Origin of the sequence: Sphingobium sp. EP60837 (assembly GCF_001658005.1) — a bacterium.
Taxonomy (GTDB): Bacteria; Pseudomonadota; Alphaproteobacteria; order Sphingomonadales; family Sphingomonadaceae; genus Sphingobium; species Sphingobium tyrosinilyticum.
On record NZ_CP015986.1, the window covers coordinates 270,201 to 295,632 of the forward strand.

The 25,432-nt window shown below is 62.7% G+C and carries 23 protein-coding genes and 1 tRNA gene; 11 read left to right on the forward strand and 13 right to left on the reverse strand.

Annotated elements, in window-relative coordinates; genetic code table 11:
* Positions 1–91: 91 nt before the first annotated feature.
* The 3 genes from EP837_RS01200 to EP837_RS01210 are packed head-to-tail and all read right to left on the reverse strand — an operon-like array spanning position 92 to position 3,169.
* Entirely contained in the window at positions 92–895 is an 804-nt protein-coding gene (locus tag EP837_RS01200) for an ABC transporter ATP-binding protein (RefSeq protein ID WP_066528459.1), read from the reverse strand.
* A 16-nt stretch (positions 896–911) separates the two neighbouring features.
* Complete coding sequence (ntrB, locus tag EP837_RS01205; RefSeq protein WP_225870561.1) at positions 912–1,871, reverse strand: nitrate ABC transporter permease; 960 nt, start codon at positions 1,869–1,871, stop codon at positions 912–914.
* Between the two features lie 17 nt (positions 1,872–1,888).
* On the reverse strand, positions 1,889–3,169 hold the full coding sequence (locus EP837_RS01210; RefSeq protein ID WP_066523856.1) for a CmpA/NrtA family ABC transporter substrate-binding protein: 1,281 nt from the start codon (positions 3,167–3,169) through the stop codon (positions 1,889–1,891).
* A 435-nt stretch (positions 3,170–3,604) separates the two neighbouring features.
* Here EP837_RS01210 and EP837_RS01215 point away from each other — a divergent pair, with 435 nt between their 5' ends.
* Positions 3,605–4,237: a phosphatase PAP2 family protein gene (locus EP837_RS01215; protein WP_197486292.1), complete on the forward strand. Its 633-nt coding sequence runs from the start codon at positions 3,605–3,607 to the stop codon at positions 4,235–4,237.
* Positions 4,238–4,243: 6 nt separating this feature from the next.
* Here the strand turns inward: EP837_RS01215 and EP837_RS01220 are convergent.
* The 3 genes from EP837_RS01220 to EP837_RS01230 form a co-directional block, all read right to left on the reverse strand.
* Positions 4,244–4,319 (reverse strand) — tRNA-Ile (locus tag EP837_RS01220).
* A 24-nt stretch (positions 4,320–4,343) separates the two neighbouring features.
* Positions 4,344–5,381 carry a polysaccharide deacetylase family protein gene (locus tag EP837_RS01225; protein ID WP_066523858.1) on the reverse strand — a complete coding sequence of 346 codons (1,038 nt, stop codon included), beginning with the start codon at positions 5,379–5,381 and terminating at the stop codon, positions 4,344–4,346.
* 45 nt (positions 5,382–5,426) lie between these two features.
* Positions 5,427–7,184, reverse strand: coding sequence for a sensor histidine kinase (locus tag EP837_RS01230; RefSeq protein WP_066528464.1), 1,758 nt, complete (start codon positions 7,182–7,184; stop codon positions 5,427–5,429).
* A 199-nt stretch (positions 7,185–7,383) separates the two neighbouring features.
* Between EP837_RS01230 and EP837_RS01235 the strand changes: the two genes are divergently transcribed.
* Positions 7,384–7,857, forward strand: coding sequence for an Lrp/AsnC family transcriptional regulator (locus tag EP837_RS01235; RefSeq protein ID WP_066523859.1), 474 nt, complete (start codon positions 7,384–7,386; stop codon positions 7,855–7,857).
* Between the two features lie 159 nt (positions 7,858–8,016).
* Here EP837_RS01235 and EP837_RS01240 read toward each other — a convergent pair whose 3' ends face one another.
* Together EP837_RS01240 and EP837_RS01245 are read right to left on the reverse strand one after the other, a co-directional pair.
* Positions 8,017–9,270 carry a hypothetical protein gene (locus tag EP837_RS01240; protein WP_066523860.1) on the reverse strand — a complete coding sequence of 418 codons (1,254 nt, stop codon included), beginning with the start codon at positions 9,268–9,270 and terminating at the stop codon, positions 8,017–8,019.
* A 128-nt stretch (positions 9,271–9,398) separates the two neighbouring features.
* A complete protein-coding gene (locus EP837_RS01245; RefSeq protein ID WP_066523861.1) occupies positions 9,399–10,679 on the reverse strand; it encodes a hypothetical protein in 1,281 nt (426 codons plus the stop codon).
* A gap of 227 nt (positions 10,680–10,906) precedes the next feature.
* Here EP837_RS01245 and gyrA point away from each other — a divergent pair, with 227 nt between their 5' ends.
* Positions 10,907–13,636, forward strand: a complete 2,730-nt coding sequence (gyrA, locus tag EP837_RS01250) for a DNA gyrase subunit A (protein WP_066523862.1) — start codon at positions 10,907–10,909, stop codon at positions 13,634–13,636.
* Positions 13,633–13,980 (forward strand): DUF952 domain-containing protein, encoded by a 348-nt coding sequence (locus EP837_RS01255; RefSeq protein ID WP_066523863.1) that lies wholly within the window; start codon positions 13,633–13,635, stop codon positions 13,978–13,980. The genes gyrA and EP837_RS01255 overlap by 4 nt, the downstream gene beginning before the upstream one ends.
* A 114-nt stretch (positions 13,981–14,094) precedes the next feature.
* Here the strand turns inward: EP837_RS01255 and EP837_RS21980 are convergent, their stop codons facing one another.
* Positions 14,095–14,769 (reverse strand): energy transducer TonB, encoded by a 675-nt coding sequence (locus EP837_RS21980; RefSeq protein WP_082919522.1) that lies wholly within the window; start codon positions 14,767–14,769, stop codon positions 14,095–14,097.
* 113 nt (positions 14,770–14,882) lie between these two features.
* Positions 14,883–16,007, reverse strand: coding sequence for a glycosyltransferase (locus tag EP837_RS01260; protein WP_066523864.1), 1,125 nt, complete (start codon positions 16,005–16,007; stop codon positions 14,883–14,885).
* Between the two features lie 53 nt (positions 16,008–16,060).
* Here EP837_RS01260 and EP837_RS01265 point away from each other — a divergent pair, with 53 nt between their 5' ends.
* The 7 genes from EP837_RS01265 (at position 16,061) to EP837_RS01295 (ending at position 22,508) form a co-directional block, all read left to right on the forward strand.
* Complete coding sequence (locus EP837_RS01265; RefSeq protein ID WP_066528472.1) at positions 16,061–16,906, forward strand: lysophospholipid acyltransferase family protein; 846 nt, start codon at positions 16,061–16,063, stop codon at positions 16,904–16,906.
* Positions 16,907–17,021: 115 nt separating this feature from the next.
* Positions 17,022–17,666 (forward strand): phosphoribosylanthranilate isomerase, encoded by a 645-nt coding sequence (locus EP837_RS01270; RefSeq protein WP_066523865.1) that lies wholly within the window; start codon positions 17,022–17,024, stop codon positions 17,664–17,666.
* The gene (trpB, locus tag EP837_RS01275) at positions 17,663–18,892 is read left to right on the forward strand and encodes a tryptophan synthase subunit beta (RefSeq protein ID WP_066523866.1); all 1,230 of its coding nucleotides are present in this window, start codon (positions 17,663–17,665) and stop codon (positions 18,890–18,892) included. Before EP837_RS01270 ends, trpB begins: the two co-directional genes overlap by 4 nt.
* 72 nt (positions 18,893–18,964) lie before the next feature.
* A complete protein-coding gene (gene trpA, locus EP837_RS01280; RefSeq protein ID WP_066523867.1) occupies positions 18,965–19,795 on the forward strand; it encodes a tryptophan synthase subunit alpha in 831 nt (276 codons plus the stop codon).
* Positions 19,792–20,643 (forward strand): acetyl-CoA carboxylase, carboxyltransferase subunit beta, encoded by an 852-nt coding sequence (accD, locus tag EP837_RS01285; protein WP_066523868.1) that lies wholly within the window; start codon positions 19,792–19,794, stop codon positions 20,641–20,643. The genes trpA and accD overlap by 4 nt, the downstream gene beginning before the upstream one ends.
* A gap of 26 nt (positions 20,644–20,669) precedes the next feature.
* A complete protein-coding gene (locus EP837_RS01290; protein WP_066523869.1) occupies positions 20,670–21,995 on the forward strand; it encodes a bifunctional folylpolyglutamate synthase/dihydrofolate synthase in 1,326 nt (441 codons plus the stop codon).
* A 72-nt stretch (positions 21,996–22,067) separates the two neighbouring features.
* Positions 22,068–22,508 carry a DUF6628 family protein gene (locus EP837_RS01295; protein ID WP_066523870.1) on the forward strand — a complete coding sequence of 147 codons (441 nt, stop codon included), beginning with the start codon at positions 22,068–22,070 and terminating at the stop codon, positions 22,506–22,508.
* Here the strand turns inward: EP837_RS01295 and EP837_RS01300 are convergent.
* The 3 genes from EP837_RS01300 to EP837_RS01310 all read right to left on the reverse strand — a co-directional run bounded on the left by EP837_RS01300 (position 22,493) and on the right by EP837_RS01310 (position 25,337).
* Positions 22,493–23,818, reverse strand: a complete 1,326-nt coding sequence (locus tag EP837_RS01300; RefSeq protein WP_066523871.1) for an AmpG family muropeptide MFS transporter — start codon at positions 23,816–23,818, stop codon at positions 22,493–22,495. The genes EP837_RS01295 and EP837_RS01300 overlap by 16 nt on opposite strands.
* 197 nt (positions 23,819–24,015) lie before the next feature.
* A complete protein-coding gene (gene arr / locus EP837_RS01305) occupies positions 24,016–24,429 on the reverse strand; it encodes an NAD(+)--rifampin ADP-ribosyltransferase (RefSeq protein WP_066523872.1) in 414 nt (137 codons plus the stop codon).
* A gap of 458 nt (positions 24,430–24,887) precedes the next feature.
* Positions 24,888–25,337 (reverse strand): response regulator, encoded by a 450-nt coding sequence (locus tag EP837_RS01310; protein ID WP_066523873.1) that lies wholly within the window; start codon positions 25,335–25,337, stop codon positions 24,888–24,890.
* Positions 25,338–25,432: the final 95 nt, after the last annotated feature.

A 25,432-nucleotide genomic window follows, 5' to 3' on the forward strand; every position in this document is an offset into this window, starting at 1 on the left:
CCTCTTTTGCTCCCGATGGCCTTAAGGCCCTTCAGGGCATCCCCTCTCAATCCCGATATTTTTGATGCCGCCTTGATGAACGGCTTGTCTCTCACGCAGCGAGCGTTGCCGGATTGCGGTAGCGCTCGTGCAGGAAATGGATGACGGCGCTGCGAGCCTCTGCATATTCAGGCATATCGATAGCCTCGATCCGGTTACGCGGCCGCGCTAGCTCTACAGGCCGGTCTTCTCCGATCCGCGCCGCCGGGCCGTTGGTCATCATGACGACGCGGTCGGCCAACAGCACGGCCTCGTCCACATCATGGGTGATCATCAGCACCGTATTGTTGAGCCGCGCCTGCAGATCCATGACCACGTCTTGAAGCGCCGCCCGCGTCAGAGCATCAAGCGCGCCGAACGGCTCGTCCATCAGCAGCACGCGCGGGTTCATCGCTATCGCGCGGGCAATGCCAACGCGCTGCTTCATGCCTCCCGACAATTCGCCCGGCCTTTTCCCGGCGGCATGGGTCATCTGGACCAACTCCAGATTGTGCATGACCCAGTCCCTGCGCTCTGCCTTGCTCTTGCCTGCCGAAGTCTTATCGACCGCCAGGCGGACATTTTCCTCGACGGTCAGCCAAGGCAGCAGCGAATGATCCTGGAAGACCACCGCACGGTCCGGCCCCGGAGCGTCCACCAGATCCCCATCCAGGAAGATCGCCCCGCGGGTCGGCTTGACCAGGCCCGCGACGGCATTGAGCAGGGTTGACTTACCGCAGCCCGAATGACCGATCAACGCTACGAACTGCCCCTTGTCCACCTCAAGGTCGATGTGGTCCAGCGCGCAGAAACGCCCGGCCTTGGTGGGAAATTCGACGGTGATGCCCTCAAGCGCGAGATAGCTACGCTGTTTCATGAAACTGCCCTCCCCTTCAGCCTGCGCGGCCGATGACGCGACCCGCAAAGGCGACGATGCGGTCCAGTGTGAAGCCGACCAAGCCGATCCAGATCAGCGCGACGATCGTGTCGGTGAGCAAAGAACTGTTGTAGCTGTCCCAGATGAAGAAGCCGACGCCGGTGCCACCCTGCACCATCTCGGCCGCCACGATCGCCAGCCAGCTCATGCCCACGCCGATCCGCAGGCCGGTGAACATGTGCGGCACTGTTGCAGGCAGCATGATCCGCACGAAATATTCGACGGGATTAAGCGCCAGTACCTTGGCCACGTTGCGATAGGCCACTGGAATGGTCTGAACGCCTGCCGCCGTGTTCAGAATAACCGGCCAAATAGCCGTGATGAAGATCAGGAAGATCGCCGATGGCTGCGCTTGTTGAAAGATCGCGAGGCTGATTGGCAGCCAGGCGAGCGGCGGCACCGTGCGCAGCACCTGAAACAAGGGATCGAGCGCGCGGAAGGCAAAGACGCTTTGCCCGATCAGGATGCCCAGCGCCACGCCGACGATCGCCGCGAGGCTGTAACCGATGAGGACGCGGCTGAGGCTGGTCAACACATGGCCGGCAATGCCCACATCGCCCCCATCCTGGATGCTGAAATGGGTGAGACCGATCTCAACGCCCTTGAAAGGATGGGTGATGACGTCATGGCTTTCCTGCCAGACCTTCACCGGGCTGGGGAAAGTCGCCTCCGGCGATCCGCACAGAAATTGCCAGAACAGCAGCAGCGCGCCAATCATGACCATGGTCGGCAACACGGCGGCAACTACCGCGCGCGCCTTGCTCACCAACGGATGCACGGGCGCGGCAACTGGCTCGAAGCTCCGCCTTGCGATCGCTCCTTCGGGATAGGGTACGATGACCCCCAACTCGGTCGCGGCGCCGCCGGACGATACCGGCGGCCCTCCATTCCTGCTGTTGGGCGATGGCGAAGCCATGGCTTTCTCCTTCCTCATCAAACGCGCTTGATCGCCAGGCTGGCCAGATAAGCCTTGGGATTAGCCGGATCGAACTTCTTGCCGTCGAAGAATTTCTCGACGCCGCGGCTGTCGCTCGCCGGGCCCTTGCCGCCCAGCATCGCCGCTGCCTTGCGCCAAATGTCGGAGCGGTTGACCTTGCCGATTACGCCCTTGGTATCGAGCGACATGGGCAGCTTGCCCCAGCGCTGGTTTTCCGTAAGGAACCACAGGTCGTGGCTCTTGTACGGGAAGGACGCGTAGCCATCGAAGAACTTCATCTTGAAGGCTGCGTTCGGGAATTTGCGCCCGTCGCCCATGTTGAAATTGCCCTGTAGGCGGTCAGCGATGTCGGTGATGGGGCATTTGAGATAATCGCGGCCCGCGATCGTGCCCGCCAGCCGGGTTATGTTACCTGGATTGTCCGCCCAACGCTGCGCCTCGATGATTGCCGCTGTGATCGCCAAAGCCGCCCGTGGGTTCTTCGCCACCCAATCGGACCGCATGGCGAAGCTCTTTTCGGGATGGTTCATCCACATCTGGCCAGTCGAAACCGCCGTATAGCCCAGATTCTGCGCCACCAGCTGGTCGTTCCACGGTTCGCCGACGCAGAAGGCGTCCATCGTGTCCGCCTTCATGTTCGCCACCATCTGCGGCGGCGGAACAGTGATCAGTTCGATATCCTTGTCCGGATCGATGCCGCCCGCCGCCAGCCAGTAGCGGATCCACATATCATGCGTGCCGCCGGGGAAGGTCATGGCCATGGTGATCTTCTTGCCAGCGGCCTTCCGCTGAGCGATCACGCCCTTCATCTTCGCCGCGCTGAGGTCCGCTTTGGCGCCCAGATATTCCTTGGAAACCGAGATCGCCTGACCGTTGACGTTCATGCGGGCCAGGATGCTCATGGGCGTCGCCTTGCCGATCGCACCCAGCGTCAGGAGATACGGCATGGGCGTGAGGATATGCGCGCCATCAATGCCGCCACCGCCGCTGCCTAGCACCAGATTATCGCGCGTCGCACCCCAACTGGCCTGCTTCGCCACCTGCACGTCAGGCAGGCCATATTTGGCGAACAAGCCCAATTCCTTGGCAATGATAACCGGCGCCGCGTCGGTCAGGGCGATGAAGCCCAACTTCGCGCCGGTGACTTCAGGTCCCGCTCCTGCAGCGAATGCGCCGGATGGAAACGCCTGATGCACCGCAGCAAAAAGCGCGGCAGTGCCCCCGGTCTTCAGCGCTCCACGGCGGTTGACGCCTTTTGGATTGTCCCCCTCTGCCATTCCCCAATGTCCTTCCCTGTTCGATCATCCGCGCTGCGAAAGGCACGCAGCCAGCCATTCGCCGAAGCACAGTCCGGCGGGTGTAAGATAATGATGGAGGTCCGCGGCGCGCATTCGCGTCCGCGTTGAAAACATAATAAAAAAGCCGCCTGGACGCGGTCCGTTAAGACCAGTCCGGGCGGCGTCATTGCCGATTTCGATCCTGTAGGACCGAAGCTGGTTCCTACCGTCATCGGCGGATCCAACCTATGTGCCGAAGCGTCCCTGCTTCGATACCTCTAAAGCTGTCACCGATTCGTCCGAGTCGCAAGCAAAATTTTTGCGTTGCACAAAATGCAACTGCTGGTTGTTAAACACAGTCGCAACTACCGCCTGGCAGATCGGGAACGGTGTCCCAACTTAGACGTCTCTGCAATGTTGGAAGAGGAGGCGAATTTGCGACAGAATCAGCTCCCTCAGCAGAGGATTGAGCAGCTCTCCTTGCCGGAGCGGGTCGATGTCGAGATTATCGAAAAGATGCGGCCGCTACTGCAAAAGCCTACCGTACAAAAGGTGGGAATGCTCGGCAATCTGGGTGATGAGCCGCCGTTGCTGGCGATATCGGCCGCTCTGCTGATCGGCGGTACGATCACCCGAAAGCCTGCATTACAGCGGGCGGCGATCCGTATGGCACTGGCGCATCTCATCGCCATTGGCTTTAAGGAGGTGGGCAAGAATAATGTCGATCGCACCCGCCCGGACGAACAGCTGAAAACAGGCACCTACCACATGTCCGCCGGACATTCGCACGAGGCCGACCTCCGCTCTTTCCCTAGCGGGCATACCGCGGGCGCGCTCGCCGTAGCCCGCGCCTTTTCCCGCGATTATCCTCGCTACACCAAACCCGTGCTCGCCGCCGCGGCGGTGGTTGGAGCATTACAGGTGCCCCGCCGTGCGCATTATCCGGGCGACGTGCTTGCAGGCGCGGTCGCTGGCGCGGTCGCTGAAAAGATCGCGACCTTCGTCATCGATCGCCTGGGTCTCACAAACCGCCGCCTGGCAGCCCTGTTACGCCCGGTAAATGCTTAGGGAAAGTGGTGGGCCCGGCAGGACTCGAACCCGCAACCTAGCCGTTATGAGCGGCCAGCTCTAACCATTGAGCTACAGGCCCCACCTGTCGTCCGGATAGGCAGGCTCAAGCAGCTTTGCAAGCCCGTCCCCGCTCCGGCACCGCATCCAGCAGTTGATCGAGCGTTGCCGGTCGCACATTCCGGCGGGCGAGATGCGCTAGCACCTTCTCCCACCAGCGGTAAAAGGCCACTCGATCTGCTTCGTCACGAACATAGGGCGTGTGCCCCGGCTCCAGTGTGGGCGAATGAAAGCTGAAGTTCAGCACCGCCGCACCCTCTTCGATGAGGGCATCGATCGCCCGTATCGCATCCGTAACCGGAACGCCTTCGGGCGTCAGGGGAACGCGGCTCAGCATCCCGGTTCTTGCCATCGCGCCCGGCAGCGGCCCCATCTCCCGCGTCGCGCGATAAAGCCTCTCCCCACCACCGCGCAACATGCCGACAAAGGCGGCGGATAGCGGTAACTCGACCAATGATCGGCTAGGTCCTGCCCAATAGGGGTTTAGCGGCATTCCACGAAAATCCGGCCCATGCTGGCCGCTATAGTCGAAGCGACTGCGCACTGAGCTATCCAGGCGGAAGCCCGCCTCCTCCAGCAATCGCGCGCTGTTAGGCCCCACGCCATAGCGCCCCGCCCGATAGGCGATCGGTCTCCGCCCAAATCGCCCGGCGATCCGCTCGCACAGCGTTTCCAGTTTGGCGCGCTCCAGCGCCTCAGGAAGGGCCCCAGCATAGCTGTTGGCGGCCGATATCTCCTCCAGATGCGGCGGGTTCACCCATGGATGCAGATGCGCACCAACATCAGCCGCGCCGTCGGCGACCCACTGGCCCATCATGGCCGCAGCGGCATCGTCATCGACCACTGGATAGTCCGTTACATAAACGGGCTTCACCCCCGCCGCCGCGAAATAGCTTTGCCCCACCACCATGCCCGCGAGCGCGGTGACGCCATGTCCCGTACGGCTGAACGGCGCGCTCCAGTCGAACTCCTCTTCGGTATCGACAAACAGCATGAAGCGCGTTCCGAACTCCGAGACGAGCGTGATCCTGTCTTCCGCCAAAGGTGCGCGAAGCAGGCTGCCGTCATGGATGGGGGCGTTCATACTCCCATGCCTAGCGCTCAATGGTTGCAATAGGGTTTCGGCGCGTCAGAAGCTGCCCGCCGCATCCTCCGCCACCGTCATCGCGGGCATGGAAAGCAGGAACCGATCCGGCTCGATCTGCAGGCTCCCGCCGCAACCCGCCGCGAGACTGCGGATCAGCCGCAGCGAAAAGCCGAGGCCCAGCAGCGGCCCGTCTGCCCAATCGCCCTCGGCCGTATAGCCGGGGTCGAGCAGCCGCTCCTCCTCCATGCCCTCCAGGCTCGAAGGCCGATCGACCGCCAACAGCACATAGCCATGGCCGCCATCTGGCTGGAACCAGCATGCACCGCTCAGCGCCTCGCCCGGCACCGCAATGGACACGACGGTGCGCATCAGATGTTGCACCATCCGCTCGCCCTGCACGGGATCGATCCGCACCATCGGCAGCGCGCGCGCCATGTTGATGTCGATCTGAGGGCCGTCGCTTTCGCCTTGCTCACGGAAGCGGGCGGAGACCTGCGCGATCAGCAGCGCCGGATCGACCGCGCTGGGCGTCTCCGCCCCCTCTCCCCGCGACACGCGCGCGGCAAGATCCAGGTCATCGAACGCCGCCAGCAGATGCCGGGCATCCAGCGCGATCTTACCCGCCATCTCGCGATATTCCGGCCCGCTTGGCCCGAACAGCTCCTGCTCGATAATGTCCGCAAAGCCCAGGATCGCATTCAGCGGCGTGCGCAGCTCATGCACCAATTGCCGCAGCGAATCTGCTGAGAGGCCCGCGACCGACACAGGTTCGGCTTGAGGCGGGGCGGCGACCTCATGCAGATACGGCCGCCGCGCTTGGCCCCGATAGCCTTGGAAACGGCCCGAGCGCGGATCGAAAAAGGGCGTCGCTGACAGCCGCCATTCACCCGCCATCGCACCGCCTACGATGGTATAGCGGCCATTCTGGAATCCGCTCCGCCGCGTGAATGCACCCGCAACGCTGCCGTCCGGCCCGCTCACGCCGGCAACAGCCGTTTCGCTTAGCATCAGTCCGATCAACGCGGCACGCGGCCCCTGATCGATCCAGATGATCATCCCCGTCGCGTCGGTTTCAAAGGCGAAGGAGCGGACCGCCGTCGTTTCCCCCGCATCGGGGCGAGGCACGACCACATCGGGCACCCGCCGCGTGCTGTTAAAGCGTTCGATGCGATCCACAAGATTGCGGATCTGATCGTCGCCTACCGGAACCTCGGCAGCCGCTGATTCGGCCTCCTCCTCGGCCGGCGCATCCACCGTCTGATCAGGCGCAGCGGGCTGCTCCACTGGCGCCACCATATCTGGGGTCAGCAGCATGTCTTCCGCGTCTGCGCCGGGGACGTCATCACGATCGCTCGTCAGCACCAGGTCCGCCGAGCCGAACGCTTCCAACGCCTGTTGCGTCCCGGAACTCAGGTCCCGGCGGCCGCGCAACACGCCACGCGCCGTCGGGCTCAGGCGGGGGAGCAACTCGACCCACGCCTCATCGGGCAAGCGCGCGCGTGACATGGCGGCCGCTGCGATTGCGGGCCTGTCATTGGCGAAAAACTCTACCAGCGCGGGCGAGCGCAATCGCCCGCCCAATTCGACGACCGTCGCGATCCGTTGCGTTTCGGAAAGCTGCGACTGGAGGGCCGCAAGCCGTTCGAGCAGCACAAGCCGCTCCTCGTCGTGCAAGGTCTTGCGATCGGCGCGATCATTCTGCGCCAGCAGATCGACGCATTGGCGCCACAACGTCACTGCGCCAAGGCCGCTCCTATTTTCTGCGGCCAGAACCGTCTGCATTAGATCGTTGAAGCGCACCCTAATCCCCTTGAGGACTTCCAGCGACGTGCAGCACTTCATCGCGGAAGGAAATTACAGCTCTGGATAAGCCTTCGCCGACCAAAGGGGAAGGGGCGACGCCTGCTCATTTGGGACCGTAGCATAGTGGGACAATTGCATTGCCCTGAAATATTATTATGATATCGGGCAAGAAATGAGAAAGGAAATAAGCAGGATAATGGCTGGCCCGAACATCGATGATATCGACCTGCACATCCTGGGCGAACTGCAGCAGGACGGTCGGATGACTAATGTGGAGCTGGCGCGCAAAGTAGGGCTAACTGCGCCCCCATGCCTGCGTCGCGTGCGCGCGTTGGAAGAAGGCGGGGCCATCAGCTCCTATCACGCGGTGGTGAATCCGGCCATGCTGGGTTACACCATCACCGTATTCGCGATGGTCAGCCTGAAAAGCCAGGCGGAGGCCGATCTGAAGGCTTTCGAGGACCATGTCGCCACCCTGCCGGAAGTGCGGGAATGCTATATGCTGAACGGCGAAATCGACTTCATCCTGAAGGTCGTCGCGAAGGACCTGCAAAGCTTCCAGCAATTCCTGACTTCGAAGCTAACCCCTGCCCCCAATGTGGTCAGCGTCAAAACTTCCCTCACCATCCGCATGTCGAAGAATCTGCCGGGCGTTCCGCTCCCGCTCTAGTCGCGATGACGGCGTGCGGAGACAGCATCACCGTTTACTGTCCCAGCCAATCTACCCCCCGTTCGGGCTGAGCCTGTCGAAGCCCTTTCTTACAGGCAGTAGCGCTTCGACAAACACAGCGCGAACGGTCGATTCAAACGCGCAAACGCGTGCCACCCTTCAGCTCGCTGGAGAAATCCCGACCGGCTGAAACGCCGTCTTACGGCTCTGCTGATCAACCCACACGCTCCAGAAACCCGCGACATTTGCCCAGTTGCCGCTCACCTGCGCCAAGGCAGCCTTCGCACCGGCCAAATCACCCGACCGCGCCAATGCTATGCCCAGACGCGCATTAGCTTTGCCGTGATCGATGCCTCCCTTGCTCAACGCCAGACGATACTGCTCCGCCGCCTGTGGAAACTGGCTGAGCGAGAAATAACTGTCCGCCACCGCCAGGGCAGCAGATCCGTCCTTCGCGCCCGCCGCCTTCTTTGCAGCCGCAGGCAGCGCCGCGATCTCCTTCGCCGCCTTTGGCGTCACGCTCTTCATCAAGCTAGCAGTCGCTGCTTGAGTAGTCGTCAGCTTGCCCGATGAGCGCCCAGCCTCGATAATCGCCTTCGCTTCGGCGTAATTTCCCGCCTTTTCGGCAAGCTGCGCATAGCCTTGATAATCCCGCTCACTTGCCATCGCGCCGTTCGCCGCCTGCAGCCGATAGAGATCAAGCTGAACCTGCGTATCGATGCCCGGAGCGCTCAGATAATTGGCAAGCGCCGACCGCCACTCTCCGGCAGAGCCATAGTGCGTCAGCCGTTCCCGATACAGGGATCCAACCTCCCCCCAGTCGCCCGCGGCATAGGCGAGCGAAATCGCCCGATCATACCAGGCAGCCGAAACCGCCTGTCCCGATGCGCGCTGCCGGGCAAGCGCTTCCTGCACGAAGGGCCGAGCGTCCCTTGCCTTGTTCTTGCGCAGGTAGATGTCCGCGCGCAGCATCGTCGCATCGGTCGCGTCGTAGCCGAGCGTCTTGGCGTAATCGAGTTGGGCCAGCGCATCGTCATAATTGCCGACAACATAGGAAAGATAGCCCGCGACATAGCGCAGGCGCGGCGCATCCTTCTTGGGCACAGACGCGGTCTTGAACATGTCGGTCAAGGCGATCCGCTGCGCCTGGAAATTCCGTTTCAGCACAGCCAGTTCAAACCGCAGCCCAGCCGCCGTATAAGCTTCAAAGTCGCTTACCGGCATCAGCCCGCTGATCTGCGCTTGAGCGGTATTCGCGTCGCCCGCCTTGATTGCGCTGTCGGCCGCCTGCGCAGCTGCTCGAAAACTTTCCGACATGACGATCACCGGGCCGCTTGCCGCCGGCTTCTTCGCTAGCGCTGGCGTCGATGTCGCTGCCGCCACGGCGATAGCGAAGAGCCCTGACTTAAGCATGGAATGTCGCAGCCTGACCATGTCGGCCGTCCCCTTTTTATACGCCAGCGCATCGCGCCAGCCCCTGTTGCATCATGTCGAGTAAGGAAGGCGCGCCCATCCCTGAGACGGGCGCGCCTTTTTCAAGATCAGGCCTTGGTGGAGAGATAGGCCAGCCAGAGATCCGCGATCTTTTTGCGCGTGCCCGCCTGGACCGATTGGAAGGCCGTTTTGGCAGATGCGACATCGCCGCCCAGCGCCTTTGCGATGCCGAGGCGCGTGTTCACCTCGTCCGCATCGACGCCGCCCTTTTGCTTGGCCAGTTCGAACATCGTCGCAGCCTTCGCATAGTCACCATAACCCAGATAGGCGTCGGCGGTCGCTGCTGCGATCTTGCCATTGGCGGCCTTGCGGGCATCGGATTCGGCCGAACCAAGCGATGCCTTGTCGCCTGCGATCTTGGGCGCTGCGGTCTGATACAGATCGGCGCCTGCCGTGCCCTTCAGAACGCCCTTGGCGCGACCCTGATCGACGGCGGATTTCACTTCGCCATAGATGCCGGTCTTGGACGCCATCTCGCCATATTCCAGGAAGTCGCCAGCGACCACCAATCCGCCCGATGCCGCCATCAGGCGCAGAACGTCGAGATTTTCGCGGTTGGTGATGTTCGGATTCGACTGCTGGAACAGGCGGATCAGCGTGCGCAGATTCTCACCGCTGGGCTGTGCCTGATAAGCCGAGGTCGCCCATTCGGTCACTTCTGGCAGGCGCGATCCAGCCGCACGGCTAACGCCGATCTGATACCATTGAGCGGGAACCTGCCCGCCAGCCGCCTTCGTCGCGTTGATCGCAGCCTTAAGCGCGGCGAGACCCTGCTGATTAAGACCGCGGCCAGGCTCCGCCGTCGGATTGGCGGTGCCCGCCTTGCCAAAATAGGCTTGTGCCAAGGTCACATTCACTGCATCGGCCTTATAATTGGCCTGTGCCGCCGCCTGCGCGCGGCGGATGGCAAGGTCGTAATTCTTCGCCTGCAACGCCTGGTCGGCAGCAACGGCGTTGAACTGGCCCGCTTGTTCCGGGGGCGTGAGGCCGCTGTCCAGCATCTGGGCGAGCGCCTCGCTCTGCATCGCGCTGTCCTTCGACGCGATCGATGCGTTCAGCTTGACCGCGCCAATCTGATATTTGTCGTCGTTCGACTTGGCCTTGCTGTCGGCGTCGGCCAGCGCCGCCTTGGCAGCGGCGAAATCATTCTTCTGCGTCGCCGCCTGCGCGGCCTGGAGCGCCTTGATCACGTCGGGCGAGACATTGAGCTTCGGGCCGGCCTGCTTCTTCTCTTCCTTCTTCGCCGCCACCGCTGGGCCCGAAACGGGGCCGCCAGCCAGCGCAAGAGCCAGCACGAGCGCCAAGGGGGTAACAAAACGCATGATCATCTTCTCCTCTACGCGCCCGGGGGACAGGCGCCCTTGATTAAGCGCCGATTAGGGGGCGGCGCGTGAATGACGTTTGAACATCGTATATGCACCCCTTCTCCGCCTGTCAGCCCCTTCTTGCAGCTTGATTTATCGCGTGCGCGCGTGCGCGCGCGAGGGGTGACAGAATTGTTTCGCTCCGCTAGTGGAAGCACAACGAAACTGTTCATCCATAAAAGAGAATCGCATTGACCGACGAGACTGCCCTCGCCGACCCCTCGGACATCAGCCCCATCTCCATCGTGGAGGAGATGAAGGCGAGCTATCTCGACTATGCCATGTCGGTCATCGTCGCCCGCGCCCTGCCGGACGTGCGCGACGGCCTGAAGCCCGTGCATCGCCGCATTCTCTTCTCGGCCAGCGAGTCCGGCTTCCACTACAACAAACCCTATCGCAAGTCCGCACGCATCGTCGGTGACGTGATCGGTAAATACCATCCCCACGGCGACAGCTCGATCTATGACGCCCTGGCGCGCATGACGCAGGACTGGGCCATGCGCGTCCCGCTGATCGATGGGCAGGGGAACTTTGGCTCGATGGACCCCGATCCGCCGGCGGCCATGCGCTACACCGAAGCACGCCTCGCCAAGGTCGCTGGTGCGCTGCTCGAAGATCTCGACAAGGACACCGTCGATTTCCAGCCCAACTACGACGCTTCGGAAAGTGAGCCGCAGGTCCTGCCCGCGCGCTTCCCGAACCTGCTGGTCAACGGCGCGGGCGGCATCGCGGTCGGCATGGCGACCAACATCCCGCCGCATAACCTCGGCGAAGTGATCCGCGCCTGCCTCGCCTATATCGAAAACCCTGCGATCAGCGTGGACGACATCATCCAGATCGTCCCCGGCCCGGACTTCCCGACCGCCCCGCTGATCCTCGGCCAGTCGGGCGCCCGCAGCGCCTATCATACCGGCCGCGGCTCGATCATGATGCGCTCGCGTTATGTGGTCGAGGAAGGGCGCGGCGACCGTCGCTCGATCGTGCTGACCGCCATCCCGTACCAGGTCGGCAAGAACGGCCTTGTCGAAAAGATCGCTGAGGCCGCCAAGGACAAGCGGATCGAGGGCATCAGCGACATTCGCGACGAATCGAACCGGGAAGGCGTTCGCATCGTCATGGACCTGAAGCGCGACGCCACGCCTGAAGTCGTGCTCAACCAACTCTGGCGTAACACGCCTGCCCAGTCGAGCTTTCCGGCCAACATGCTCGCCATTCGCGGCGGCCGTCCGGAACTGCTCAACATCCGCGACATTATCGAGGCCTTTGTCCGCTTCCGCGAAGAGGTCATCACCCGCCGCACCAAGTACGAACTCAACAAGGCCCGCGACCGCGCGCATATCTTGCTGGGCCTCGTCATCGCGGTCACCAACCTTGACGAAGTCGTCCGCATCATCCGCGGCTCGGCCAGCCCGGCGGAGGCGCGCGAAACCCTGCTCGCCCGCGACTGGCCGGTGGCGGAAATCGCGCCCTATCTCAAGCTGGTGGAAGCGATTGAGACCGAAGCCGGCGGCGACACCTACCGCCTCTCGGACACGCAGGTCCGCGCCATCCTCGACCTGCGCCTGCATCGTCTGACGGCCCTCGGCCGCGACGAGATCGGCAATGAGCTGGCGGAACTCGCCGCCGCCATCGCTGAATATCTCGCCATCCTCGGCGACCACAAGAAGCTCTACGCCGTCATGCGCGAGGAATTCGAGGCGATCGAGCGCGACTTCGCCACCCCGCGCATCTCGGAAATCACTGCCGCTGCCGATGGCATCGACGACGAAGACCTGATCGAGCGCGAGGAGATGGTCGTCACCGTCACCGTGCAGGGCTATATCAAGCGCACGCCGCTCGAAAGCTTCCGTGCCCAGGCACGCGGCGGCAAGGGCCGCTCCGGCATGGCGACCAAGGATGAGGATGCGATCACCGAACTGTTCGTGACTTCCACGCACACGCCGGTCCTCTTCTTCTCCACGGCGGGCAAGGTCTATCGCATGAAGGTCTGGCGCTTGCCCGAGGGCGGCCCGGCGACGCGTGGCCGCCCGATGGTCAACCTACTGCCGCTCGGCCCCGGCGAGACGATCCAGACCGTCCTGCCGCTGCCTGAGGATGAGGAAAGCTGGAAGGACCTGCACGTCATGTTCGCGACCGCGAACGGTACGGTCCGCCGCAACAGCATGGACGCATTCGCCAATGTGCCGAGCAACGGCAAGATCGCGATGCGTTTCGATGAGGGCAGCGACGACCGTCTGATCGGCGTCGCTCTCCTCACTGAAAATGACGATGTGCTGCTCGCCACGCGACAGGGCAAGGCCATCCGCTTCCCGGCTACCGACGTGCGCGAATTCCAAAGCCGCACCTCGACCGGCGTGCGCGGCATGACGCTGAAGGGTGACGACGAAGTCATCTCGCTCTCCATCCTCCATCGCTCCGGCGCGACGCAGGAAGAGCGCGAGAACTATCTGCGCTTCGCTCCCTGGAAGCCGGAAAAGGAAGGCGAGCCCAGCATGCTTCCCGAACGCTTCGCCGACTTGCAGGCGAAGGAACAGTTCATCCTCACCGTCTGCGCCAATGGCTATGGCAAGCTGTCGAGCGCCTTCGACTATCGCCGCACCGGACGCGGCGGTCAGGGCATCACGAACATCGACAATATCGGCCGCAACGGCCCCGTCGTCGCCAGTTTCCCTGCCCGACATGAGGATCATCTGATGCTCGTCACTGACCAGGCGAAGCTGATCCGCATGGGCCTCGACACCCTGCGCATCATCGGCCGCAACTCGGCGGGCGTGCGCCTCTTCAACGTGTCCGACAATGAACATGTCGTCAGCGCTGCGAAGATCGAGGAAAGCGACGAAGATGATGTGACGATGCCCGCCGGGCTGGAAGCGACTCCGGACGTCACCCCCGAAGCCGACCCGGACCTTACCGAAGAGTGACGGACCTTTTCGCCTACAAGATCCTGACCAAGGATCAGTATGACCAACTAAAGACCGACGGCGTGTTCAAGGGCGCGCCCGTCGATCTTGCGGACGGCTATATCCACATGTCCACCCGCGAGCAGGCGGCCGAAACGGCCGCCAAACACTTTGCAGGCCAAGACAATCTGGTGATGCTGATGATAGACCTAGCCCCGTTCGGCGACACCCTCAAATGGGAAGAGTCGCGCGGCGGGGCGCTATTCCCACACATCTACGGCGACCTCCCGCTGAGCGCGGTTGCGGGCAAGGTTGTGTTGAGGCTGGACGACCAGGGCAAGCATTTGTTTCCGGCGGGATTCTAACCCAACACCCGTTCGTTTCGAGCAAAGTTGAACAACACTAAGGAGTATCTCGTCCCCCTATTGCAGCCAAGACTGCAATAGGGGCGAATGCGAACCTCTCTCACTTCCAAAGCTTCATCGACGCCAAGTGACCGTCGATGGGAACGCCCCTTCCACCGCACGCCCCTGCGCGTCTCTTGCTGGCAAGAAACGAACTCGTGCGGCGATCAACCTACATGTAAGTCCATCAAGCTCGGAAGTACCGGACGTTTCAATGACGTCGCAACTCTTGACGGTGCCGTCGGCGCCTACATTTATGGCGACCTTAGCTTTGCCTCCGTAATGTACGGACGCCGGGAAATCCTTCGCAGTTATCCATTCTCGCGGATCACTCCGGGGGATAGGCTGATGAGGCAATGGGAACTCGAGTTCCATTACGAACAGCGAATTATTTGAGTTCGTAGGCCGCCAGAAGACGCCAGAATGATAATACCCAGTGATAGGCACACCGGCTCTGTCTTGTGCTGGATGGAATTTGGCACGAGCGCTTAACGATCGGCATACGACTTCATCTAACGTATTCGACCCTGAAGATATCGCTATTTCGCAGTTCTGAACTGATCCCTTCGGATCAATGGTCAAAACGAAAAGCGTTCGTCCCCTGATGCTCACCGGTTGAGGCACATCCGCAGACAGCAGCCATGATTGCCGGTCGTTTTTTGGTCGGGGGCCCCGCCCCATTTCATTTTCCGGCACGCTTCGGGCGACAGTCGCCCAGCTTGCGATGCACAAGGCGCTGCCGACCATCATCCGTTTCAGAAAGCTCACGTAATCGCCCCAGTGTTTAAGTTCTCAAACTAGCTCGAAATGAACGCGCGTCAGTCGCAACGACCAAGCGGAAAAGTCCAAATCAGCGCATCAGTTTAATCCTCATCCCGCCCTCCCATCCGCACAACCTCCCCACCCTTCACCCAATAATCAAACCCACCCCACCTGATCCGCCGCGAACAAGCCGCCACCAACTGCATTCCCCAATGCGCCCAGCACACCACAAACGGCGCCAGCACATCCCACCAAAGCGACCTTCTCGCCGCCGCCGCTTGTCCCGGCTCCACCACCCCCGCAATGATCCGCCGCCGCACCAGCGCCCGCCCCACAGCCGCCACATAGCCCACGGCCACAGCGCTCCAGCCACCCCACCCGAGCGCCCAGACCCATCCCAGAGCCTGCGCCCCAATAACAGCCCCAGCGATCAACCACATCCCCACACTGTTGGTCACAATATGCCGATACTGCCGCACCCCGAAGGCAATCGCCCCGAGCCCCTCTAGCGGGCTCGCCACCAGCAGGTCCCGCACCGGCCGCAACCGCAGCTTCGCGCGCCATCCGGCGAGGCCAATCGCCATATCGTCGGACAAGCGCCCCGCCAAAGCCGCATCCAGATCAAGCCGCTCCGCCGTCTCGCGCGTCAGCGCCATAGCCCCGCCCCAAGGCATGGTCGCGCTCGCGGCACGCGGCAGGGTCGCCAACTGCATCTCCACCGCGCCAACAAGCGCCGCGACTACGTTCCGCTCCGGCAACAACAACCGATAACCTGTCACGATATCCGCCTTCCCCCGCACCAGAGGAAAGAGCAACCGCCCCACCAGGCGCACCGGAGGCTCAATATCGGCATCCACAAACACCAGGTAACGGTCCTCCGGCGCCAAGGCCCGCAAAGCCGCCCGCAACTTATGAACTTTCTGCCCTTCCTCGCTCGCGACACCGGCGCGAACAATTTGAACCCAATCCCCCTCGCTCGCCCCCAGAGCCTCCGCCGCCGCGCACTCGCCTGAAGTCGCAATCACCAACCGAAACCGCGCCGTCTGCGCCTTCAGCCGCGCGATCAGTTCCGCGCCGCCGTCCCAATCATCTCGCACCGACAGCAGCACGACCACGCCCTCGGGCGCCTCCTCCTGCCGATCGACAGGCAGGTGCCGCCAATAATTGAGGACTCCCAGCAGCGTCAGCCCCTGCAAGACCACCCAAAGCCCCAAGGCCCAATTCATTGCAAATCCAAGCCCTTTACCGTCCCGACCGCTGCTGTATGACGGCAGGCGCAATGCTCTCCAACCCCTTTCTCTTCACCCTCCTCCGCATCCTCCCGGCGCCGCTGGCGTCCTGGCTAGGCGGTTGGCTGTCGGCGAACATCGCGCGCAGGTCCATGAAGCTGCGCGACCAGCGCGCCCGGACCAACCTCGGCATCCTGCGCCCCGACGTTTCCGAAGCCGCCCGCGAGGCCATGCTCACCAGCCGCTGGTTCAACCTCGGCCGCACCATGGCTGAACTCACCAATATCGACCGGCTGATCGAGAAGAACCACATCACGGTCGAGGACGCGCAAGGCTACCAACAAGTCCTCGCCGGTCCGGGCCCGATGATCGCGCTGGCTGTCCATCTCGGCAATTGGGACCTGCTTGCCGCCCATATCAAGGCGTCCACAGACCGACCTGGCCTCGGCGTCTATGACCCTCCGCAAAACCCCGGTCAGGCCGCGATGCTGAAACGCGCCCGCTCCAGCTATATGGGCGAAGCGATCACCGGAGACGGCGCGGCGCGCGGCATCCTCAAGCACCTGACGACGAAGGACCGCGCGACCCTCTACATCCTGCTGGACGAGCGCCGCGACCGCCAGGTCTGGTTCCCTCGTTTCGGCCGCGACCTGCCGCCGTCTGGAAATCTGTCCGTTGCGCTGCGCCTGGCCCGGAAGGTTGGCGCGAAATTCCTGCCCTTCTACATGGTCCGCACGGAAGGACCCAACTTCCGCGTCCATTGGCACCCCCCGCTCGACCCGGCGGCGCTGACCGACGATCAGATCATGGATCAGGTCGATGCCTTCCTGGGAAAAGCCTGCATCGACCATGCCGATCAATGGCTGGCGCTGCATGACATGGATTTGACCACCTGACTGAGCCCCGTCCGTTCGTGCTGAGTAGAGGCTGAGCTTGCCCAAGCCTCATATCGAAGCATATGGCGCGCAGGGAGATGTTCTCACACACACCAACAGCCGCTAAAGCCCCCCAATGTCCCGACTCGCCATCAAAATCTGCGGTCTTTCGACGCCCGACACGGTCGGCGCAGCGATGCGCGCGGACGCCACGCATCTAGGCTTCGTCCATTTTCCCAAAAGCCCGCGCCATGTCGAAGCGGACCAGCTGCGCGCTCTCGCCGCGCCGGTCCCGGCCCATATCGGTCGCGTCGCCGTTCTCGTCGATCCGACCGATGAGACCCTCGCCCTGCTCACCGCCACAAACGCCCTCACCGCTTTCCAACTCCATGGCAAGGAGAGCCCGGCACGCGTCGCCGCCATCCGCCAGCGCTTTAATATCCCGGTCTGGAAAGCCATCTCGGTCAAGACCCGCGCCGACGTAGAATCCGCCAAAGCCTATACGGGCGCTGCCGACCTGCTCCTCTTCGACGCGAAAACGCCGGAGGGCGCTGCCCTACCCGGCGGCATGGGCCTTCGCTTTGACTGGACGCTGCTGCGTGGCGTCCCCATATCCCTGCCCTGGTGCCTCTCCGGTGGCCTTGGCATCGACAATGTCGCCGAAGCCATTCGCATCACCGGCGCACCGATGATCGACGTTTCTTCCGGCGTGGAAAGCGCGCCCGGCATCAAGAGTGTGGACAAGATCATGGCCTTCTGCAAAGCGGCACAGCCATCATGACCATCAAGAACTCGCTCCGCTCCCAGCCCGATGCGTCTGGCCATTTCGGCTCCTTTGGCGGCCGCTATGTCGCCGAAACGCTGATGCCGCTCATCCTGGAGCTGGAGAAGGTCTATAAGGAAGCAAAGCAGGATCCGGCCTTCGATGCCGAGTTCACTGAACTGCTGCGCTTCTATGTCGGCCGTCCCAACCCGCTCTACTATGCCGGGCGTTTGACGGAAGCGCTGCGCGCAGAAGCCGAGCCGGGCAAGGGCGCCAAAATCTATCTCAAGCGCGAGGAACTGAACCACACCGGCGCGCACAAGATCAACAATTGCATCGGCCAGGCGCTGCTCGCCCGCCGCATGGGCAAGAAGAAGGTCATCGCCGAAACCGGCGCGGGTCAGCATGGCGTCGCCACGGCGACCGTCGCCGCTCTATTCGGCATGGAATGCAAGATTTTCATGGGCGCGAAGGATGTGGAGCGGCAAAAGCCCAACGTCTTCCGCATGAAGCTGCTCGGCGCGGAGGTGATCCCGGTCGTGTCAGGATCGCAGACGCTCAAGGACGCAATGAACGACGCCCTGCGCCATTGGGTGTCGAACGTCCACGACACTTTTTACATCATAGGGACAGCGGCAGGGCCGCACCCCTATCCCGAACTCGTTCGCGATTTCCAGTCGATCATCGGCCGTGAAGCGCGCGAGCAGATTCTGGAACTCGAAGGCCGCCTGCCTGACATGCTGATTGCCCCGGTCGGCGGCGGGTCCAACGCCATCGGCCTGTTCCATCCGTTCCTTGATGACGCGGACGTCAAGATGATCGGCGTGGAAGCAGCAGGCGAGGGTCTTACCGGCAAGCACGCCGCATCGCTCGCGGGCGGCGCTTCGGGGATCCTGCACGGCAACCGCACCTATCTGCTTCAGGACGAAGACGGCCAGATCACCGAAGCGCACAGCATCTCCGCTGGCCTTGACTATCCCGGGATCGGCCCTGAACATAGCTGGCTGCACGAAATCGGCCGCGTTCAATATATGCCTATCACCGACGACGAAGCGCTGGCCAGCTTCCAGAAGCTTTCCGCGCTGGAAGGCATCATCCCCGCCCTCGAATCCGCCCACGCCATCGCCTCGGCGGAAAAGGTCGCGACCACGCTGGACGCGGACCAGATCCTCATCGTCAATCTCTCCGGCCGTGGTGACAAGGACATCTTCACCGTGGCGGCGGCGTTGGGAGTGGAGATGTGACCTTGCACGCCCACCCCACATCCGTCCGGACTGAGCCTGTGGAAGCCCCTATATTACCTCTGGAATGCCACCGTGACCGCTGATCGCCTTGCCACTCGCTTCCAAGCCTGCAAGAGCGCAGGCCGCGCCGCGCTCGTCACCTTCGTAACAGCAGGCGACCCAACCGTCGCTGCCACGCCCGCAATTCTGGACGCCTTGGTCGCCGGGGGCGCCGACATCATCGAACTCGGCATGCCCTTTACCGACCCCATGGCGGACGGCCCCGCTATCGAACTAGCGAACCTGCGCAGCCTCGGCTCGGGCACGCGGACGAAGGATATCTTCCACCTTGCCGAAACCTTCCGCGCGCGTCATCCCCATGTCCCGCTGATCCTCATGGGCTATGCCAATCCCATGCTGATCCGCGGCGCGGACTGGTTCGCCGACCAATGCAAGCAGTCGGGCGTAGATGGCGTCATTTGCGTGGATGTCCCGCCGGAAGAGGATGCGGAAATCGGCCCAGCGCTCCGTGCCGCTGGCATCCACCTGATCCGCCTTGCGACGCCCACCACCGACGCCGCCCGCCTGCCCGCAGTGCTTGATGGCGCCAGCGGCTTCCTCTACCATGTCGCCGTCGCGGGCGTCACCGGCAAGCAGCAGGCCGCGCAAGCCGTCGTGGAGCTCGCCGTAGAGAAGCTCAAGGCCGCCACTGATCTTCCCATCGCTGTCGGCTTCGGCGTTCGCTCGGCCGAACAGGCCGCCGCCATTGGCCGCGTCGCAGATGGTGTCGTGGTGGGTTCGGCCATCGTCGATATCGTCGGCTCGCATGGCGACGCCGCCGCCCCCTTCGTTCAAGAGTTCGTCGCTACTTTGAGCGGCGCACTCAAAGCCAACAGCCCCCATTTCCGGGAGACCGCCGCATGAGCTGGATCAACCGCGTCCGCAAGGCCATTCCCTTCATCGCGAAGAAGGAAACTACGGCAGAGACGCTGTGGCACAAATGCCCGTCCTGTACCGAAATGATCTTCATCAAGGAGTGGGAGGATAATCTTTCCGTCTGCCCGCGCTGCGACCATCACGGCCGCATCGGCCCGGCCGATCGTTTCGAGCAGATTCTCGACGCTGGCTTCATCCTGCTGCCCACGCCCCCGGTTCAGGAAGACCCGCTCAAGTTCCGCGATTCCAAACGCTATCCCGACCGTATCAGGGCCGCCCGCGCCTCCACCGGCGATCAGGACGCGCTCATCAACGCACGCGGCGCGATCGACGATGTGCCGCTCGTCATGGGCGTGCAGAACTTTGCCTTCATGGGCGGATCGATGGGCATGGGCGTCGGCGCCGCCTTCATCCAGGGCGTTAACGAAGCCATCGGCCACAAATGCCCCTATGTCATCTTCACCGCAGCGGGCGGCGCGCGCATGCAGGAGGGCATTCTCTCGCTCATGCAGATGCCCCGCTCGACCGTCGCGATCCAGAAGCTGCACGCCGCAGGCCTGCCCTATATCGTCGTCCTTACCGATCCCACGACCGGCGGTGTGACCGCCAGCTACGCGATGTTGGGCGATGTCCAGATCTCCGAGCCCAACGCCCTCATCGGCTTCGCGGGCCAGCGTGTCATCGAAAGCACGATCCGCGAGAAATTGCCCGATGGGTTCCAGCGCGCCGAATATCTGCTGGAACATGGCATGATCGACATGGTTGTTCACCGTAGCGAATTGCGTGACACGCTGGCCCGGGTGATCGGCTATCTGGCCCCTCGCGCCGCCGCCTGACGCCTTCGCGCGAGGGATAAAGGGCCATGCCCGACCACGCCGTCTCCGATGACCCGGGGGTTCAGGCCCAGCTGGACCGTCTGGCGACACTTTCGCCTGGCGCCGACATATTGGGCCTCGACCGCATCACACGCCTGCTCGACCGGCTGCGCGACCCGCACCGAGCGTTGCCGCCTGTCTTCCATGTCGCGGGCACCAACGGCAAAGGCTCGACCTGCGCCTTCCTTCGCGCCGCGCTGGAAGCGGATGGCAAGAGCGTGCATGTCTTCACCTCCCCACATCTCGTCCGCTTCAACGAACGCATTCGCATCAACGGCCAGTTGATCAGCGACGAAGCGCTCGCCCATTATCTCTCCCGCGTCCTCGACGTGGCGGAGGGGATCGGCGCCAGCTTCTTCGAAGTTACCACCGCCGCCGCCTTCCTCGCCTTTGCCGAGCATCCCGCCGACGCCTGCATCCTGGAAGTCGGTCTCGGCGGCCGCCTAGATGCTACCAACATCATCGAAAGCCCCGCCGTCTGCGGCATTGCCCAGCTTGGCCTCGATCATCAGGCATTTCTCGGCAACAGCCTGCGCGCCATCGCTACCGAAAAGGCGGGCATAGCGAAGCCCCGCGCGCCGCTGGTGACCCAACGCTATCCTGAACCCCTTTTCCCCGTGATGCGCGAAGCCGCCGCCCGCGCCCGCACCACCTGGCTCCCCATGGGTCAGAGTTGGGACGCCGCCAGCTACCGCGACCGCCTCCATTATCGCGACGTTCAGGGGCGGATCGAAACCCCGCTTCCTCGCCTGCCCGGCGCGCATCAGGTGCAGAACGCCGCGCTCGCCTTCGCCATGCTGCGTCACCAAAGCGCCGTGCCGGTGAGCGAAGCCGCGCTAAAGGCTGCGCCTCTCTGGGCTCACTGGCCTGCACGCCTCCAGCGCCTAGACCACGGCCCGTTCCTGGCCCCGCTTCCACCCGAAAGCGAAGCCTGGCTCGACGGTGGCCACAATGCGGGAGCGGGCGAAGCCATCAGCGCCTTTTTCACCGCCGACCGTCTCGGCGGCGGCAAGCTGCAACTCATCATCGGCATGCTCGCGAACAAGGATGTCGATGCCTATCTCGCGCCCTTCGCCGGCCGCATCGCCCATATTCACGCCCTGCCCGTCCCCGGTCACGACCATCACCCTGCCGACCGCTTCGCCGCCGTCGCTGCCCGCTGGGGCATTGGTTGCACGGCTAATGATACGCCCGCGCAAGCCATCGCCGCAATCGCAGCGGAGCCGCATCACCGCCCCCCACAGCTGCTGATCGCCGGCTCCCTCTATCTCGCTGGCGAAATTTTGCGGCTGAACGATCAATATCCCGACTAATTGCACTTGCGATTGACTCGCAATAGCGTAACCTGAACTCCGTCACGCAACGGATAAAAAGGTGCACGCCCCATGGCTTATGGAGAGACCAGCCCCCTCGATCTGCCCCGCCCGCTCCCAGGCGGCTATGGCAACCGCCTCTTCCTCTACGTGATGCGCCGTATGGCCAGCGCTGGCGTGGATGACGCCCATGCCGCCAACGCCATGCTTGGCGCTTTCGGCCGCAGCTATCGCCGTCCGCTTATCCTGATGCGGGCGATGATGCTGGAACTCGCCCGCTGCGCGACGCGCAAGATATTGGTCGCGCCCTGCTGCTGCGCCCGTATGACCGCTGACGAAGCCCTGCTCATGCAATCCATCGGGACCGCGCTTCAGCATCCCCATGATGCTTATGAGCAACTCACCTCATTGCTCGGCACCGATGATGCGCTGGGCGCCCTCACCTGCCTGCAGGCCGTCTCGCAGGCGCATAGCGATCTTGGCCGCCCGCTCGACCTTTACGCCGGAGCCTGACCCCCCTCATCGGTTGCCGCGCTGCCCACGCTCGAATCGACGAGCCCACTGCGCATCATCAGCCAGAACAGGATGATGCCGGGCAGCGCCAGCACGGTGGTCAACACATAGAAATCGACATAGCCGAACCGCTCTATCAGCGCGCCCGCACTTGTCCCGGTCAGGAACCGCCCGACGATGCTCGCCGCCGCTGAAATCATCGCATATTGCGCGGCGGTAAAGCGCAGGTCGCACAGGGCCGAAAAATAGGCGACCACTGCAACTCCGCCGATCCCGCTCGCGAAATTTTCAAAGCCGATCGCGCCCGCCATGCCGATATTGCTTTTTCCTGCGGCAGCCAGCGCGGCGAAGCTGAAGTTGGAAATAGCCATCAGCACCAGGCTGATCAGCACCGACCGCTTCAATCCCAATCGCGCATAAAGCACGCCGCCCACGAAAATCCCGGCCAGCAGCGCCCAGAAGCCCACGCCCACATCATAGAGCGCGATCTCCTCATTACTATAACCCAGGTCGTTGAACAGCAGCCGGAAGGTCAGATTCGCCAGCGTGTCGCCGATCTTGTGGACGATGATGAACAGCAGCACCAGCAACGCGCCCTTGCGCTTGAAGAAGTCAACGAACGGCCCGATGATCGCCTGCACCAGTTCTCCGCCGCTCTTGCGCCCTGCAATCTCCCGGTGCCGCTCAGGCTCTCCCACCACCAACGCCGCCAGCATCGCGGGCAGCGCAAAGAGCGCGCAGACCAGATAGGCGACGGTCCAATCCCAATATTGCGCCAGCACCAGCCCCAGCGCGCCCGCTGCCGCCGCGCCGATGCGCCACCCATATTGGGACATACCCGCACCGATCCCAAGTTGCTCGGGTCGCAATATCTCGATGCGGTAGCCATCGATGATGATATCGAAAGTCGCCCCCGCAACTCCCAGCAGGATCGCGGCGCGCACCGTCGCCATCAAGTCCGCCGCCGGATCGACCAGCGCCAGATTGACCACCGCCGCCATCACCAGAACCCCGGCCAGCAGCATCCAGGACACACGCTGCCCCAGGCGATGCAGCAGCGGCAGCTTGACCCCCTCGACCACCCAGGCCCACAGCCATTTGAGATTATAGGCGAGCAGGACCAGGCTGAACGCCGTCACGCTCTTCTTGTCGATCCCGTCCTGCGCCAATCGCGAGGACAGGTTCGCTCCAATCATCGCAAATGGGAAACCGGACGAAATCCCCAGGAACAGGGCCGCCAGCGGCGCCTTCTCGACATAGGGCTTCACCGCATCCAGCCAGCTTCTGGTGCCGATCGCGATGTCCGTCATGATTAGCTGCGCCCCCGAATATGCTTAGGGGTCACCATATGGCCAAATGCCGGAGAAACAAGCGGAAGGCGTTGGATCGGGCGAGCAGGAGAAAGGGAACTCTCCCGACCCCAGCTTCGCTGAGATGACAAAAGGGTGGTAAGCGAAACGGCAGGTTTCATGCATCGGACGACGAAATCCGCTGTTCCGCAGTCATGTCAGTCGATGATATCGGCACCCTCCGCGTTCAAACGGGCGAGACCGTCCTTCATTTGTTGTAGCCGTTCAGGCGGGTGCCCTTGCCACTTCGTCACTTCGGCAATGACTCGCAGCGGGTCACGGGAGCGATAGGACAGCGTCGGATTGCCAGGAAACCTCTTGTCCGTCAGATTGGGATCGTCTTCAAACGGTCCAGCCGGTTCCACAACATAAATCCGTTCGCACCCGTCGCCGATGGCCAGTTCTGCGCCCCAGATCGCAGCATCCAGCGTGCCCGAGAAATATACCCAGGATAGCGGCCTGGCTTCGGCAAAGTTGGATTGGTAGCCGACGACGATCAAGTCTCCGGGTTTCAGATCGGCCTTGGTTCCATGGAAGAATGATCGTGAAAACATGCTGGCAATCGCTGACATAGGCTCGATGCTCCTTTGACTTAAATCGACGGCCGTTTTCTTGACTCAAGGCCCCCGGCTTGCCGCAAGCCCCGCCCTTGGTTAGATAGTGATGGTAGGGAATGCGGCGACTCCCTCATACTAGCATCCAGCGACACACTTAGGTGGGCGATAAGCCTCACGTTCGATGTTGGGTGGCTTCGACTTCCATTCGCCGGTTTGTCCGCTTCTAGCTGCTCAGCTTCCTGAGCGGAACGGCGGGGATTGGTCGCTAACTACAACTTTACCGTCATGCCGGCCTTGAGCCGGCATCCCGCTTCTTCTGATTGCAATGTTAAGCAGGACCCCTGATCAAGTCCGGGGTGACGAAGAACTGGCGACCGAAAATTGATCATCAGCAGATGCGAACAAACGCCGTTCACCTAAACGAAATCGAAGGTCCAGACCTCGCGGGAACGACCATAAGCCCACCACCCAGGTCACGAAAACAACCGCAGCCGCTGCGGCAGCCGCGCCGGCTCATCGCCCCGCATCAGCGCCTCAATCGCTGAAATCGACCCCAGCAAGTCCCGCGGCAGATAGGGCTTCGAAAGGCATCCCACCGCCATTTCATGAGCGTCAACCGGACAAGCCCCCGTCACGAACAGCACCGCCAAACCCTTCTCATGCGCATGCCGCGCCACATCGATCCCGGTCTTGTCGCCATGCAGCGTGATATCGGCGATCACCAGATCGACCTCATCTACTTCGATCACGCTGACTGCATGATCATAGTCCTCCACTGTCGCAGCGACGCGATAGCCCGCCTGCTCCAGCACATGCTCATTGTCGAAAGCGATCAGCGGCTCATCCTCGACAATCAGCACGCTGCGGATCGCCTTGCCTCGCAGCCTCGGCTTTGAGTCCCCTTTGACTAACCCGAAAAACATTTGCCGATCCGCCCCATTTCCGCCATGCAGCCGATCAAACGCGCAGCGCCAGCTGGGAGTTGCGGCCCTCCCCCTCGCATGGGCGACGGGACGGC

Bases quoted from the DNA above. Each gene is read 5' to 3' on its own strand.
- EP837_RS01200 (WP_066528459.1), bottom strand. From the start codon at position 895: ATGAAACAGCGTAGCTATCTCGCGCTTGAGGGCATCACCGTCGAATTT.
- ntrB (WP_225870561.1), bottom strand. From the start codon at position 1,871: ATGGCTTCGCCATCGCCCAACAGCAGGAATGGAGGGCCGCCGGTATCG.
- EP837_RS01210 (WP_066523856.1), bottom strand. From the start codon at position 3,169: ATGGCAGAGGGGGACAATCCAAAAGGCGTCAACCGCCGTGGAGCGCTG.
- EP837_RS01225 (WP_066523858.1), bottom strand. From the start codon at position 5,381: ATGAACGCCCCCATCCATGACGGCAGCCTGCTTCGCGCACCTTTGGCG.
- EP837_RS01235 (WP_066523859.1), top strand. From the start codon at position 7,384: ATGGCTGGCCCGAACATCGATGATATCGACCTGCACATCCTGGGCGAA.
- EP837_RS01240 (WP_066523860.1), bottom strand. From the start codon at position 9,270: ATGCTTAAGTCAGGGCTCTTCGCTATCGCCGTGGCGGCAGCGACATCG.
- EP837_RS01245 (WP_066523861.1), bottom strand. From the start codon at position 10,679: ATGATCATGCGTTTTGTTACCCCCTTGGCGCTCGTGCTGGCTCTTGCG.
- EP837_RS21980 (WP_082919522.1), bottom strand. From the start codon at position 14,769: ATGATGGTCGGCAGCGCCTTGTGCATCGCAAGCTGGGCGACTGTCGCC.
- EP837_RS01260 (WP_066523864.1), bottom strand. From the start codon at position 16,007: ATGAATTGGGCCTTGGGGCTTTGGGTGGTCTTGCAGGGGCTGACGCTG.
- EP837_RS01265 (WP_066528472.1), top strand. From the start codon at position 16,061: ATGCTCTCCAACCCCTTTCTCTTCACCCTCCTCCGCATCCTCCCGGCG.
- EP837_RS01270 (WP_066523865.1), top strand. From the start codon at position 17,022: ATGTCCCGACTCGCCATCAAAATCTGCGGTCTTTCGACGCCCGACACG.
- trpB (WP_066523866.1), top strand. From the start codon at position 17,663: ATGACCATCAAGAACTCGCTCCGCTCCCAGCCCGATGCGTCTGGCCAT.
- accD (WP_066523868.1), top strand. From the start codon at position 19,792: ATGAGCTGGATCAACCGCGTCCGCAAGGCCATTCCCTTCATCGCGAAG.
- EP837_RS01290 (WP_066523869.1), top strand. From the start codon at position 20,670: ATGCCCGACCACGCCGTCTCCGATGACCCGGGGGTTCAGGCCCAGCTG.
- EP837_RS01295 (WP_066523870.1), top strand. From the start codon at position 22,068: ATGGCTTATGGAGAGACCAGCCCCCTCGATCTGCCCCGCCCGCTCCCA.
- EP837_RS01300 (WP_066523871.1), bottom strand. From the start codon at position 23,818: ATGACGGACATCGCGATCGGCACCAGAAGCTGGCTGGATGCGGTGAAG.
- arr (WP_066523872.1), bottom strand. From the start codon at position 24,429: ATGTCAGCGATTGCCAGCATGTTTTCACGATCATTCTTCCATGGAACC.
- EP837_RS01310 (WP_066523873.1), bottom strand. From the start codon at position 25,337: ATGTTTTTCGGGTTAGTCAAAGGGGACTCAAAGCCGAGGCTGCGAGGC.